Raw genomic sequence first — 13,254 nt, 5'->3', positions numbered from 1 at the left:
CTCCTTGCTCTGGAACTATCTTAACTGTTCCATGCCCCGCACGTACCGGCAATATAAGCCAGTGCTGCGGGCCCGGCACTTGAGGTGCGTAAAATTGTGCTCCCTAATTTGCAAGTGCGAGCGCCACTTTTTACAAGCAGCTCGGTTTCTGCCTGTCCTATGCCTCCCTCTGGGCCAACTATCAACCATATACGATCAGCTTCTTGGAGCGGCTGTTGCATCAAGGGCGTCTCGGCCTCTTCGTGTAGGAGCAGCACCAAGGTGTTATTTGCTACCGCTTCCTCTATCTGCTTGGCCAGTGCCTTAGTGCCCACAAGGGAAGCGACTTCGGGGATGTAAGAACGTCTAGATTGCTTGGTAGCTGCCGCTACCTTGGCTTGCCACTTGCGCACTCCTTTTTCAACCTTTGGCCCATTCCATCGCACAGTGGACCTATCGGCCTGCCACGGAATCACCGCGAAGACATCCAGCTCGGTGGCGGTCTCGATACTCATCTCGTCTCGCCCACCCTTGGCTAGAGCCTGCACCAGGGTGATTTGTTTACCCGGAAATGCCTCGTTCACAGTAGCCAAGACCTTGACCTGCACCTGATTCTTGCTGGCCTGAAGGACCTCGCCGCGAGCGCGCCGCCCCTTCCCATCTACCAGAAAGATTTCCTCGCCCGGGCGGATTCGCATCACGGAGGCGGCGTGATGACCTTCCTCGCCAGCCAAACCTACAGTGGCTCCCTCAACCAACTCATCGGTGTGCGGGAAAAGGAAAGATTGCAGGCTCATCGAGTGAACCTGTCACGCAACTTAGCAAACATGCCCGTGTCCTCGCCCTCGGCGATTATCTTTTCTTCACCGCGTAGCTGCGCGAGCTGCTTGAGCAATTCCCGCTGCTCTTCGTTCAAGTGCTTCGGCACTTCAACGTTTATATGTACGTGAAGATTTCCTCTAGTAGAACGCCGCAGGTGGGTGACGCCGAGTCCGCGCATGAGCACGTCTTCGCCCGGTTGCGTTCCCGGTTCGAGCGTCAGTTCTTTGTCGCCGTCAAGAGTGGTAAGCGTGAAGGTGGTCCCGAGCGCCGCAGCAGTCATTGGCACCCTCACCTCTGTGTGTAGCTCGTCGCCCTGCCGCTTGAACACCGGGTGAGGCTGCTCATGGATCTCGAAATAGAGGTCTCCCGCCGGACCGCCGCCAGGGCCGACCTCGCCGCGTCCTGCCATACGAATGCGAGTACCGTGCTCGACTCCGGCAGGAATATCCAACTTGATCGTCTTCTTAGTGCGGATCCGTCCTTCCCCGGCACATTCTGGGCACGGATCGGGAATGATCGTGCCATGCCCCTGGCAGGATGCACAGGGAGCCGAGGTGACCATCTGCCCCAAGAAGGAACGCACAGTACGCTGCACAGCCCCTCGTCCTCCACAGGTCTCGCATTTCCGAGGCGAAGTACCGGGCTTACAACAGGAACCATCGCAGTTCGAGCACACCTCAGCAGTATTGATCTCGACATCCTTAGTGGCGCCGAAAGTAACATCTGCCAGGCTGGCTTCGACAACGGTAAGGGAATCTTGTCCACGCCGCCCTCGGGGCACGGGGCCAGTCCCTGCGCTAGCGGCCCCACCACTACCGAAGAAGGTTTCAAAAATGTCTGAAAAACCGCCGAATGCGTCACCGAAATTGCCGGTGTCGCCTCCCATGTCGTACTTGCGCCGCCGGGACGGATCAGACAGGGTTTCATAGGCTACTGAAACCTCTTTGAAGTCCTCTTCATGACCAGGACCTGCAACGTCCGGGTGAAGCTTACGAGCAAGCTTGCGGTAGGCACGCTTGATTTGCTCTGGTGAGGCATCACGCGGCACTCCCAGTACTTCGTAGTAGTCCTTCAACCGTTATTCCTTTCAGTTGGATAGGAAATGTGTCAGGTACCGGGAAATCGCTCCTACAGAACGCATCGTTCCCGGGTAATCCATTCGAGTTGGACCAACTACCCCCACGTGGGCAGTCAGTCCGTCCTCGCTTCCGTATGTTCCGCTTACCACCGAGGCCTCAGAAAGACCATCATGGCGGTTCTCAGAGCCAATCGAGACAGCAACACTACCCTGCTCCATTTCAGCAAACAACCTGAGCAGAGCCACCTGTTCTTCGAGAGCGTCCAAAACAGGGCCAATAGTGTGTGCGAAATCGGTGCCAGCCCGAGCTAGGTTTGCCGTGCCCGCCATTACGATCCGATCTTCGGCAGTAGGTAAAGCCACCAACAGGGCATCTATGATAAGGGCAACCAGTCCAGCTACTTCGGGCGGAAGCGCAGATACTAGTTCCTTGCCCTCTTCTAATTCGGTTGAACCCTTGCCAGCAAAAGTCTGGTTGATCCAGGCTGCCGCGGCCGTCAACTGGGCGGGATTTACTTGCTCCGGTACCTCGAGCGGATGCTGTTCTACCCGGCCCACCTCGGTAATTACTACGAGCAAAACATATCGGCTTGCAATTGGCACAACCTCAAGGTGGCGAAGTTTGTCGCGGTGCATAGACGGATACTGCACGACCGCCACCTGCCTAGTTAGTTGTGCCAGGACCCGCACCGTTCGTTCCATGACGTCGTCAATATCGACTGCCCCAGCGAGCAACTTCTCAATGGCGGTGCGTTCCGGTTTTGAAAGCGGCTTCAAATGTGCGATCTGGTCGACGAAAGCCCGATACCCCTTGTCGGTCGGGACTCGCCCAGCAGAAGTGTGTGGTTGGTAGATGTAACCGGCTTCTTCCAGTGCCGCCATATCGTTGCGGATAGTAGCTGAAGAAACACCCAAATCGTAGCGTTCAACCAGAGCCTTCGATCCCACCGGTTCCCTGTTGTTTACGTAGTCGGAGACGATGGCGCTTAGAACCTGCAGCTGGCGAGAGCTACCCATATCCTCATCTCCTTTTAGCACCCGGGGGCCTCGACTGCTAATCTTACGCGGTCGAGGCCCCCAGCTACCACCTGGGCACATTTATTTCACTGCGGGCGAGAGCTAGGCACCTACCTGCTCTAAAGTGGCCACCATCGCCATTGCCGCCTCAGCAGCTTCATACCCCTTATCTTCGGCGGAACCTTCCAGTCCCGCCCGATCCAGCGCCTGCTGTTCGTTGTCGCAGGTAAGAACCCCAAACCCGATTGGAGTGCCAGTTAGCAGCGACGCCTGCGTTAGCCCGTTGGTAGCCGCCTCACAGACATAATCAAAGTGTGGGGTGCCACCCCGGATTACCACGCCGAGGGCGACTACCGCATCCGCCTTCTGTGCCGCAGTCTTGCATGCCAACGGCAACTCAAAAGAGCCGGGTACTCGTACTGTCATTGCCTGCGCACCGGCGTCTGCACACGCACGCTTGGCGCCCTCGATAAGACCATCCATTACTTGCTTATGCCACTGTGCCGCCACAATGGTAACTTTCAGGCCCTTCCCATCAACCTTCAGAGAGGGGATTCCACTTCCTGCCATTATTTTTGTCCTTCCATCGAAAAAGAATCCAGGTTTAGGGTGTGCCCCAACCTAACTTTGGTCCGCAAATACTCAATATTTTCTGGTCCTACCCCAACTACAAGAGGTACTACCTCTTTCACCTCTACTCGGGAGGTATCGAGCCTCACTTTGTCGGGATTATTGGTGAGTAGGCGAATTTGAGTAATTCCCAGATCTTCCAAGATCGCGGCGGCAGCGCCATATTCACGCATATCTACAGGCCAACCAAGCGATAGATTCGCCTGAGCCGTATCTTCGCCCTCATCTTGGAGGCGATATGCACGCACCTTCTCGGATAGTCCTATGCCGCGCCCTTCGTGGCCACGCAAATAGACAATCGCCCCACCCTCGTTAGCCACCTGCAGCATGGCTTCGTGCAGCTGCGGACCGCAGTCGCACCGTTTCGAGCCAAAAGCATCCCCAGTCAGACATTCTGAGTGCACCCGCACAAGCGGCAGATGCTCACTTTTCTTTACAGGCACCAGCGCTACATGTTCGGCACCGGTAGTAAGATCGCGATACGAGGTGATGGTGAATTCGCCAAAATCAGTGGGCAATTTCGCCTGCGCAATTCGCTCAACTCGAGGGGCAGCTTCCACGGGAGCCACCCCCGCTTCTCCGGCAGATTCACTTTGCCTTCTAAAAGTAACCAGATCGGCAATAGTGATTACCTTTAGTGAGTATTCCTCAGCCAGCTTGCGCGCCTGCGGCAGGCGCATCATAGTGCCGTCATCATTGACCAACTCGCAGATTCCGGCTACCGGCACCAAGCCTGCCAACCTAGTCAGGTCAACTGCAGCTTCAGTATGTCCACTACGCTCCAGGACTCCCCCATCTCGGGCTCTTAGCGGCACCACATGACCAGGCCTTATTAGTGCTCGCGGATCAGGCTCTTTGCGCGCCAACGCTCGCAGCGTCGTTGTCCGATCAGCCGCAGAAATGCCTGTGGTGACCCCGCTAGCGGCGTCACAGGTGATCGTGTAGGTAGTCCGCAAAGAATCTTCGTTTTGCTCGACCATAACCGGCAGCTCTAAAGCATCGGCTCGGTCATTAGTCATTGGCGCGCACAGGTATCCGGAGGAATGCCTGATCACCCACGCGGTTGTCGAGGGAGTAGCGGTCTCAGCAGCAAATATCGCATCGACCTCATTTTCGCGGTCCGCATCGTCCGCTACCAGGATCGGCTTGCCCTTACGTAGTTCTTCTAAAGCCTCTTCCAAGGCAACACGAAATTCAGTCATCGTATCCTCCCAGACGGGCAACATATTTTGCAATAACATCAGTTTCCAGGTTGACTGCGTCGCCCTCTTCAAGCAGTCCCATGTTGGTTTCACGCATAGTGGTTGGAATCAGCGCTACCCCGAAGGAGGCTTCGCCCGCCTCAGTCACGGTGAGCGATACCCCATTGATCGTGATTGATCCCTTTCGCGCGACATACCTTGCCAGCTCGGTCGGCAGAGAGAAGGTGAGCTCGTCCCATCGCTGCCCACGGCGCCTAGTAACTAATTTGCCTACTCCATCGACGTGTCCTTGAACCAGGTGGCCACCTAGGCGATCCTGAAGGCTGAGGGCGCGTTCTAGGTTCACAACTTGCCCTTTTTCTACTTCTGCGAGGTTGGATGCTCGCAGCGTCTCTGGCATGACGTCAGCAGTGAATCCGTCTTCAGCAAAATCGACCACTGTCAGGCACACGCCATTTACCGCCACAGACTCCCCGTAGCTCAAAGATGACGCGAACGGTGCGCTTATCTTGATGCGTTTGCCGCCCTCGTTGTCGGTAACGGCCAGTATTTTCCCTGTTGCTTCTACTAATCCTGTAAACATTTTCCTACTCCGTGAGGGCGAGGCACACTAGCCAGTCCGGTCCCAGCTGCGTGATCGTTGCCTTTGCGTCGATGGCGTCTGCCACCGTTGTTATGCCTAAATCTGCGAAGGAGGCTTTGCCCTCGCCTAGCAATTTAGGTGCTGTATAAACGTGCAGTTCATCCACCAGACCTTCTTTGAGGGCGGCGCTTACTAGCGTCGGTCCGCCTTCGAGCAGAATCCGGGTATTGCCCTGTTTGAACATGTCTTCAAAGAAGGTACGCAGGTCATGCGTGCGTACCTGAGTGAACTGGGCAGGCAGTGACAGATCTGTGTTGCCAATGACGAATTTCTTCGGTTGGTGTGGGTCCTTCACATTTGCTGGCCGCGCCGATAACTGGGGCGAATCTGTCAGGTACGTTCCGGTACCGACACAGATCGCATCAACCGTCGCACGAATCTGGTGGCCGTGCTCGCGAGCCTGCGGGCCGGTAATCCACTTCGAGGTGCCGTCGCTGGCAGCTACTTTGCCATCTAGGGTTTGGGCTACTTTCGCGATAACCCAGGCTCGGCCTCGTTTTTGAACTGTGCGCCAGGCAGCAGTGATCGCCTGTGCCCTAGCTACCAATCCTTGGTCTGCACCCGCCGCGAGCGCGGTGGCCACTTCTATGCCATGGCTTTGCAGGTAGGCAGCTCCTCCCGCAGCCACGGGGTTGGGATCTGCCTGGGCATATATGACTCGGCTGATCCCAGCTGCAAGTAGGGCGTGCGAGCATGGGCCGGTTTTCCCGGTGTGGTTGCATGGTTCTAGCGTCACTAGAGCGGTAGCGCCGCGCACGCACTTGCCTCTTTGGTGGGCGTCTTGGATAGCAGCTACTTCTGCGTGAGCGCTACCGCTGCCACGATGGAATCCTTCAGCGAGGATTTCCTTCTCGCTGTAGATTACGCAGCCGACGCGTGGATTGGGCCCGAATTGTGGCCCTTTTTCTGCCAGAGTGATTGCTCTGGCTAACGCGGTGTTTATCATTTTCCCCCTTTCTTGCATAGGGGGCGTACGCCCAAGCGCGACTTGCTTAGGCGTGTAACATTCTCCCTTCCGGACTTTTACCGTCGGTGCCGGAATTTCACCAGCTCAACCGCCTTAGCGGGTCGCGGACTATAACCGCCGGTTCAGACTTTCACTGACCCCGAATGCGTATATATCGATTGTGCCACATTAGAAGCGATTAATACTAACCGCGTTGGCAGGTGCGCTCTTTTCGGTTATTTCTAATAGGATTTAGGGCGTGTTCGACAGATATGGCAGCGACGTTTTAGCAAATGATCCTCACCGAAGGCCCACCTCTACCGAAGTTCCCGCCAAGGTGGGATTGGTTGTCGAGGACGTGGAGTCCGGGTGGGTTGGCGCCATCTTGCGTACCCAGAAAATTGGGGGCATGCACGTGGTGGAGCTAGAAGATGCGAAAGGGCGCGTGCGTTCCTTCCCGCTGGGGCCGGGTTATTGGATTGATGGCAAGCCTGTGACACTCGTGCCGGTAGCTAAGACGCGCCAGAGCGGCCTCCGCTCTTCTACGGGGCGCAAGCTTACTAATTCCGGCTCCTATGCGCTCGCCCCTGAGCCCGCCAAGGTTGCTAAGGCCTCCAGAATTTGGGTGGAGGGAAAGCATGACGCCGAGTTGGTAGAGCACATTTGGGGCGATGATTTGCGCCATGAAGGTGTAGTGGTTGAACTTCTTGAGGGCGTAGACAACTTGGAGTGCGTACTTTCCGCTTTTTCACCCTCCCCCTCCCGAAAGGCGGGCGTGTTAGTGGACCATTTGGTGGCAGGATCAAAGGAATCACGTATTGCCGCTAGTATTGGCAGGAAATATCCCGATTCGGTACTGGTATTGGGGCACCCATTTGTTGACATCTGGCAGGCGGTGAAGCCGGCCCGGTTGGGGTTGCGCGCCTGGCCGAATATTCCAAAGACAACAGATATCAAGAAGGGGACCCTCGCCGCCTTGGGTTGGCCGCATTCAACTCAGGCCGACATTGCTCAGGGCTGGAAGCGGATTTTGCGTACTGTGCGCACGTACAAGGACTTGGAGCCAGCTTTGTTGGGCAAGGTGGAAGCACTGATCGATTTTGTGACCTGCCCTTAGCTTCCCAACAGCGTGAGCGTCATTGAGTCGGCCATGAGTCGCCCTTGCAATGTTGCCACTACCCGTCCTTGTTTCAGGGCGTACTCGTCTACCCATCCCAGTTCGCGGCATCGCGAAAGTCCTGCGGCAGACACGTCTGCTTTGGGAAGTCCTTCCGAGATGCGTACGCCCAGCATTATTCGTTCTAGTTCTTTCGTGGTTGCATCTAGCCGCTCTTCTCCAAGTACCGTAGACCGCCCTTGCCGCAGCGCGTTTGCGTAAGCCAGCGGGTGTTTAACGTTCCAGAACCGACGATCTGCCAGGTGGGAGTGGGCGCCGGGGCCAAATCCCCACCAATCCCAGTTTCGCCAGTATGCCAGATTGTGTTTGCATGCGTTTTCTAGCTCGGTACTAACCTTGTGTTCTTCGCCCTCTTTCGGGCGGGCCCAGTTCGAGATTTCGTACCATCTAAAACCAGCGTCGGAAAGGCGGGCGTCGGCTAGGCGATATTTTTCTGCCTGCACATCTTGATCGACCGGCGCGATCTTACCGTGACGCAGGTCGTTCGCCATTTTTGTGCCGCCCTCTATGACGAGGGCGTAGCAACTCACGTGGTCTACGTCCATGCCTATTACCGCATCCAGGGAGGCATTCCAATCTTCAATGCTCTCGCCTGGGGCGCCGTAGATTAGGTCCAGGCTTACTGCAAAGTTAGCTTCCTTTGCCCACTGGACGACCTGAGGCACGCGCTCGGGACGGTGGGTGCGATCCAGGGTAGCTAATACTCTTGGGACGGCAGATTGCATGCCGAAACTCACCCTAGTAAAGCCGGCCTTCGCTAGTTGGAATAGATCATCGCGACTTACAGTTTCGGGGTTTGCCTCGGTTGTTACCTCTGCCTTCGAGGCGAGCGGGAAAGCCGAATCCAACTCACTGAGGATACTCGCCAATGCCGCAGCCGGAAGCATTGTAGGAGTGCCGCCTCCAAAGAATACAGTCTGCAGTTGCCTAGGCCCTAGATGCGCTTTCGCGCGCCCAATTTCGAGGGCGACGCTTTGGTCGAAAGTTGTCCGGTTCGCTCCCGGTCCGAAGTCGGCGACGTAAGTGTTGAAATCGCAGTAACCGCATCTTGCCCGGCAGAATGGGACGTGAACGTAGGCCGAAAATGGTCTAGTCACGGACCGCAACCAGATCGTGCACTGTGCGTCCCGCCTGCAGTCCCTTGTTTTCGAAGGTAGTCATGATGCGGCCATCATAGCGCGGAGCAAATCCTCCCCTGTTGCCCGCTGGATCGTCCAGATCGGGATTCTGCCCGGCATATTCGTTGCGCAGCACGGGGACGGATTCGATTACGTCTCGCATCCACCAGGCGTAGTCGTTCCAATCCGTAGCCAGACGCCAGCGCCCACCGGGCACCAACCAAGTGGCTACCTGAGTGGCGAACTCCGTCTGTACAAGCCGCCGCTTGTGGTGCCGGGATTTTCGCCACGGATCCGGGAAAAATGTCCACAGTTCCGACACCGAAGAAGGTGAAAGCAAAAGAGGACCAGCCTGGGCCACGTCAGCTTCCACAAACCGCACGTTGGTAAGCCCGTCCAGTTTATTTAGGGCCTTCGCAATTCCCGGTACCCAGACCTCAAAGGCAAGATAGTTGTTCTGCGGATTCTTTCTAGCTGCCGTCAGGATCTGATCCCCAGTGCCCGAACCAATCTCGACTACCAGCGGCGCCTTGCGCCCAAAGAGAGCCTCAAAATCAAGTGGTTCGTGGTCTTCAGCAACCGTTGTGTACCCCTCACCGCGGCGCACAGGCACAATGAAGTCACCGCTTTCTTCCCACGCCCGCGCGAGCGCCCCTTCCAAGGACCTGCCGCGCCTAGTGAAGGACTTCGTACGTGCCATGAACCTTCCAGGGTCCGGAGAATTCTTTGCGGGACTCACTTAGCCTCCGCATCAGAAGTTAGCGCAGCAATAAAGGCATCCTGCGGCACATCCACGCTGCCGATAGCCTTCATCCGCTTCTTACCTTCCTTCTGCTTCTCCAACAATTTTCGCTTTCTGGAAATGTCGCCGCCGTAGCACTTAGCCAGCATGTCTTTGCGCAGTGCCTTGATAGTTTCGCGAGCAATGACTCGCGCCCCAACCGCTGCCTGCACAGGAATTTCAAATTGCTGGCGAGGAATCAATTCCTTCAGCTTCTTCGTCATCTTCACGCCGTAGGCGTAAGCATTGTCGCGATGCACAATGGCACTAAACGCATCTACCCCATCGCCATTTAGCAAAATGTCTACCTTCACCAGGTCTGCTACCTGTTCGCCCTCGACGTCATAGTCCAGGGAGGCATAGCCCTTGGTACGGGACTTGAGTTGGTCGAAGAAGTCCAACACAATCTCGGCCAACGGCAGCGTGTAGTGAATCTCTACCCTCTCTGGAGATAGGTAGTCCATCCCCTTCATGACACCGCGGCGCCCCTGACAAAGCTCCATCACCGCTCCCACGAATTCCGAGGGCGTAAGGATAGTCGCATTTACCACGGGCTCGCGAACTTCTCGAAGTTTCCCATCCGGATACTCGGACGGGTTCGTGACCTGAACGTGAGTACCGTCCTCGGTAATGACGTTATAAACAACAGAAGGCGCTGTGGCAATAATCGATATGCCCGCTTCTCGTTCGATGCGCTCGCGGATGATCTCTAGGTGCAACAGCCCCAGGAAGCCGCAGCGGAAGCCAAAGCCTAGTGCTGCAGAAGTTTCCGGCTCGTACGATAAGGCAGCATCGTTTAGACGCAACTTGTCTAGCCCTTCTCGTAAGGCCGGAAAATCCGACCCGTCAATCGGGTAGATCCCCGAGAAAACCATGGGCTTGGGATCCTGGTAGCCGGATAGTGGCTCGCTCGCCCCAGCGTGGGCGTCGGTAACCGTGTCACCGACCCTGGATTGACGTACATCTTTCACGCCGGTGATCAGGTAGCCTACCTCACCCACACCTAATCCTTCACTGGGAATAGGATCGGGCGAAATAACACCTATCTCTAGCAGCTCATGAGTCGTAGAAGTAGACATCATCTTGACTATTTGCCGCGGTTTGAGCGACCCGTCTACGACGCGCACATAGGTAACTACGCCCCTGTAAATGTCATAGACGGAGTCAAAGATCAGGGCCCGGGCGGGAGCGTCCGCATTCCCCCTAGGAGCGGGGACATCAGAAACTATCTTGTCCAGCAATTCTGCGACGCCCTCGCCGGTCTTTGCTGACACCTTTAGTACCTCGGATGGGTCGCATCCGATCAGGCCAGCAATTTCTTCAGCCTGCTGTTCAGGCTGGGCGGCAGGAAGGTCAATCTTGTTCAGCACAGGAATGATCTGCAGATCGTGTTCCATTGCCATGTACAGATTTGCCAAGGTCTGTGCCTGGATCCCCTGGGCAGCGTCTACCAGCAAGACCGCTCCCTCGCAGGCTGCCAGTGACCGGGAAACTTCGTAGGAAAAGTCCACGTGTCCGGGCGTATCGATCATGTTGAGGGCGTAGGGATGGCCATCTACCTTCCAGGGCATGCGCACGGCCTGCGACTTGATAGTGATGCCTCGCTCGCGCTCAATATCCATGCGGTCCAGGTACTGATCACGCATTTCTCGCGTTTCAACTACGCCAGATAGCTGGAGCATCCGGTCGGCAAGAGTGGACTTACCGTGATCAATATGGGCAATAATGCAGAAGTTACGAATGAGCGAAGGGTCAGTCTTCGCCGGGGAAATCTGGGGGTCCAACTTTCCTTTTTGCGCGCTCACGCGGCCTCCTTAATATGCGTAGTCACTTCTAGTTTCCCACGTCCAAATGAACAATCCTAACTGGTCGTGTCATTTCTTGGGGGCCCCGCCCACCTGTTTCACACCGGGGAAGGACTTGAGGGCGCCCACCAGGGTGTCGCGCCAAAGCTTTGCTCCGTCCTCGTCCGGATGGATGTAGTCGCCGGCAAGCCAGTCAGTATGTGCCTTTATCGCCTCATCCCAACGGACAACTACCACTCTGTCTGGATGTGCTTTGCCGAAGGCAAGGATGTTTGCATTATTTTGATCGATCCACTGTTCGGACTGGTACTGCGGACCAAATCCGGTGACAAGCACTAGGCGGCGCTCCGGTCCAAGCTGTGCCAGCGCCGCGTTTAGGTTGTCCGTGGTGACGGTACCGTTCGTTGCGAGCGACAGCACTACCCACCTACCCAGGCTCTGTTCTGCCTTGTACTGGTCTATTAGCGCTACCCCATCGTCCCAGTGTCGCGACACTTCTGCGTCGACGAGGGCGCCGGGGAACGTTTCTTGTAGCGGTTGCAAAGATGCTAACGTCACCGAGTCTCCAATGACGGTGATATTGCCGCCTACCGGTTGGTTGTCGCCTAGATCTGGTGGGGCCGGCTTCGGCTTCGGAGTTGGCCTAGCTGCCACCTTCCCCTTCTCTACCGCGATCTGCGCCGAGCTCTTTGGCGGTTGGATCATGACGACGGTGCTTACTCCAATTAGTGTCGCTGCAGCCACACCCCACGCCACGTACCTAGAAAGGTCGCCGTAACGGGAGGAGCTGCGTAGGTATAGCCACCTGGAGAGGACAGCCATGATCCCTTCTTTACGCATGGGAGTCTCTACATACGTGTAGGAAACGGCCGCTACGAGGATCGACAGTCCGGCTACGACGAGGGCGAGAACCCAGATCTGCGTGGAGGGGAAGGCTTGACGCATGATTACGAGCACTGGCCAATGCCACAAGTAGAGGCTGTAGGAACGTTCTCCCAACCACCGCAGCGGTTTTACGTCCAGTACCTGAGCCAGCACTCTGGATGCTCGCGCTCCGGGAGCGGTCTCTTGCGCCAGGGACGCAATGGTGGCCCCTGAGCATAGACATACCGCAACGGTGAGGAATGGATAGGTGGCTTTAGATGAATCCGACACTAAAAAGAAGGATGCAATCATCCCGCCCAGGCCTACCCAGCCGAGAATCCCGCGGAGCCTGTACCCCCTTGGATTTGAAGGCATCGGCGAGAGCGGATTTGTTTGCAGGCAGGCCAGTGCAGAACCAATCATGAGCGAGAAGCCGTGCGTGTCCGAGCCCATGTAGGCCCGGGATATGTCCCCACCGCTCAGGACAATTGTGGCCATAAAAATCGCCGACGCGACTGCAAGCAGGATAGGCACCAGGAATCGCTTAGTTGGACGCATGTAGACAATTAGGGTGACTACAAGCGGCCAGATCACATAGAACTGCTGTTCTACAGCTAAGGACCACAGGTTTCGAAAAAGCGGCGGCGATCCCTGATTGAAATAGCTATTGCCTGCCCATATTTCTACCCAGTTGTAGGTGAAGGTGGCGGCCCCGAACAGTTGTCTGCGGATCCCTACCAGCAGATCTGTCGATACCAGAGCAGCAATGAGTGAGGTAGCGACGACGGTGGACGCCACCGCGGGAAAGAGTCTGCGGACTCGCCTCAACCAGAATGCGGGGATGTCAATCTTGCCGGAGCGCTCTTGTTCCTTCACCAGCAGACCGGTTATAAGGAATCCCGAGAGTGCAAAAAATACGTCAACGCCCAGAAACCCTCCGGGAGTACCCGCCTGGAAGAAGTGATAGGCAAGTACCGCACAACACGCGATTGCACGTACGCCATCGAGCCCACGGACCCGGAATCGTTGAGAGCTGGTTGGCGACTGCATAGGTAACATCATAGGGTTACTTTCGACGCCTTTCCTGCCTCTTTTTAGTTGTGGAGCTAAGTGTCACCCGCTCCACATCGCCCTCCCAGGTGAAAGCGCGCACATACCTTTGTTACGACCTACATTTCTGCTACAGTGGATA

Annotated in this window: 12 protein-coding genes and 1 riboswitch; of the genes, 1 reads left to right on the top strand and 11 read right to left on the bottom strand. The window is 56.3% G+C overall.

Annotation, left to right across the window (positions count from 1 at the left end):
• Positions 1-20: 20 nt before the first annotated feature.
• The 7 genes from AC1EKG_RS04155 to ribD all read right to left on the bottom strand — a co-directional run bounded on the left by AC1EKG_RS04155 (position 21) and on the right by ribD (position 6,317).
• Positions 21-776, bottom strand: coding sequence for a 16S rRNA (uracil(1498)-N(3))-methyltransferase (locus AC1EKG_RS04155; protein ID WP_004806222.1), 756 nt, complete (start codon positions 774-776; stop codon positions 21-23).
• A complete protein-coding gene (gene dnaJ, locus AC1EKG_RS04150) occupies positions 773-1,876 on the bottom strand; it encodes a molecular chaperone DnaJ (protein WP_004806220.1) in 1,104 nt (367 codons plus the stop codon). The genes AC1EKG_RS04155 and dnaJ overlap by 4 nt, the downstream gene beginning before the upstream one ends.
• Positions 1,877-1,888: 12 nt before the next feature.
• Positions 1,889-2,896 carry a heat-inducible transcriptional repressor HrcA gene (gene hrcA / locus AC1EKG_RS04145; RefSeq protein ID WP_004806218.1) on the bottom strand — a complete coding sequence of 336 codons (1,008 nt, stop codon included), beginning with the start codon at positions 2,894-2,896 and terminating at the stop codon, positions 1,889-1,891.
• 102 nt (positions 2,897-2,998) lie between these two features.
• A complete protein-coding gene (gene ribH / locus AC1EKG_RS04140; protein WP_004806217.1) occupies positions 2,999-3,466 on the bottom strand; it encodes a 6,7-dimethyl-8-ribityllumazine synthase in 468 nt (155 codons plus the stop codon).
• On the bottom strand, positions 3,466-4,728 hold the full coding sequence (locus AC1EKG_RS04135) for a bifunctional 3,4-dihydroxy-2-butanone-4-phosphate synthase/GTP cyclohydrolase II (protein WP_004806216.1): 1,263 nt from the start codon (positions 4,726-4,728) through the stop codon (positions 3,466-3,468). Before AC1EKG_RS04135 ends, ribH begins: the two co-directional genes overlap by 1 nt.
• Entirely contained in the window at positions 4,721-5,311 is a 591-nt protein-coding gene (locus AC1EKG_RS04130) for a riboflavin synthase (RefSeq protein WP_004806215.1), read from the bottom strand. Before AC1EKG_RS04130 ends, AC1EKG_RS04135 begins: the two co-directional genes overlap by 8 nt.
• Positions 5,312-5,315: 4 nt before the next feature.
• Positions 5,316-6,317, bottom strand: coding sequence for a bifunctional diaminohydroxyphosphoribosylaminopyrimidine deaminase/5-amino-6-(5-phosphoribosylamino)uracil reductase RibD (gene ribD / locus AC1EKG_RS04125; protein WP_004806214.1), 1,002 nt, complete (start codon positions 6,315-6,317; stop codon positions 5,316-5,318).
• Positions 6,318-6,370: 53 nt separating this feature from the next.
• Positions 6,371-6,489, bottom strand: a riboswitch (FMN riboswitch).
• Positions 6,490-6,576: 87 nt separating this feature from the next.
• Between ribD and AC1EKG_RS04120 the strand changes: the two genes are divergently transcribed.
• Complete coding sequence (locus AC1EKG_RS04120; protein WP_004806209.1) at positions 6,577-7,434, top strand: DUF3097 domain-containing protein; 858 nt, start codon at positions 6,577-6,579, stop codon at positions 7,432-7,434.
• Here the strand turns inward: AC1EKG_RS04120 and hemW are convergent.
• The 4 genes from hemW to AC1EKG_RS04100 form a co-directional block, all read right to left on the bottom strand.
• Entirely contained in the window at positions 7,431-8,591 is a 1,161-nt protein-coding gene (hemW, locus tag AC1EKG_RS04115; protein WP_196793453.1) for a radical SAM family heme chaperone HemW, read from the bottom strand. The genes AC1EKG_RS04120 and hemW overlap by 4 nt on opposite strands.
• Entirely contained in the window at positions 8,584-9,312 is a 729-nt protein-coding gene (gene trmB / locus AC1EKG_RS04110; protein ID WP_101485664.1) for a tRNA (guanosine(46)-N7)-methyltransferase TrmB, read from the bottom strand. Before trmB ends, hemW begins: the two co-directional genes overlap by 8 nt.
• Before the next feature lie 35 nt (positions 9,313-9,347).
• The gene (lepA, locus tag AC1EKG_RS04105) at positions 9,348-11,198 is read right to left on the bottom strand and encodes a translation elongation factor 4 (RefSeq protein ID WP_004806203.1); all 1,851 of its coding nucleotides are present in this window, start codon (positions 11,196-11,198) and stop codon (positions 9,348-9,350) included.
• Between the two features lie 69 nt (positions 11,199-11,267).
• Positions 11,268-13,112 (bottom strand): acyltransferase family protein, encoded by a 1,845-nt coding sequence (locus AC1EKG_RS04100; RefSeq protein ID WP_004806201.1) that lies wholly within the window; start codon positions 13,110-13,112, stop codon positions 11,268-11,270.
• Between the last annotated feature and the right edge of the window lie 142 nt (positions 13,113-13,254).

The sequence above is a fragment of the Winkia sp. C0117E2 genome, from assembly GCF_056590455.1.
Note: the sequence above shows the minus strand (reverse complement) of the source record. Positions and strands in the feature narration are given on the sequence as shown.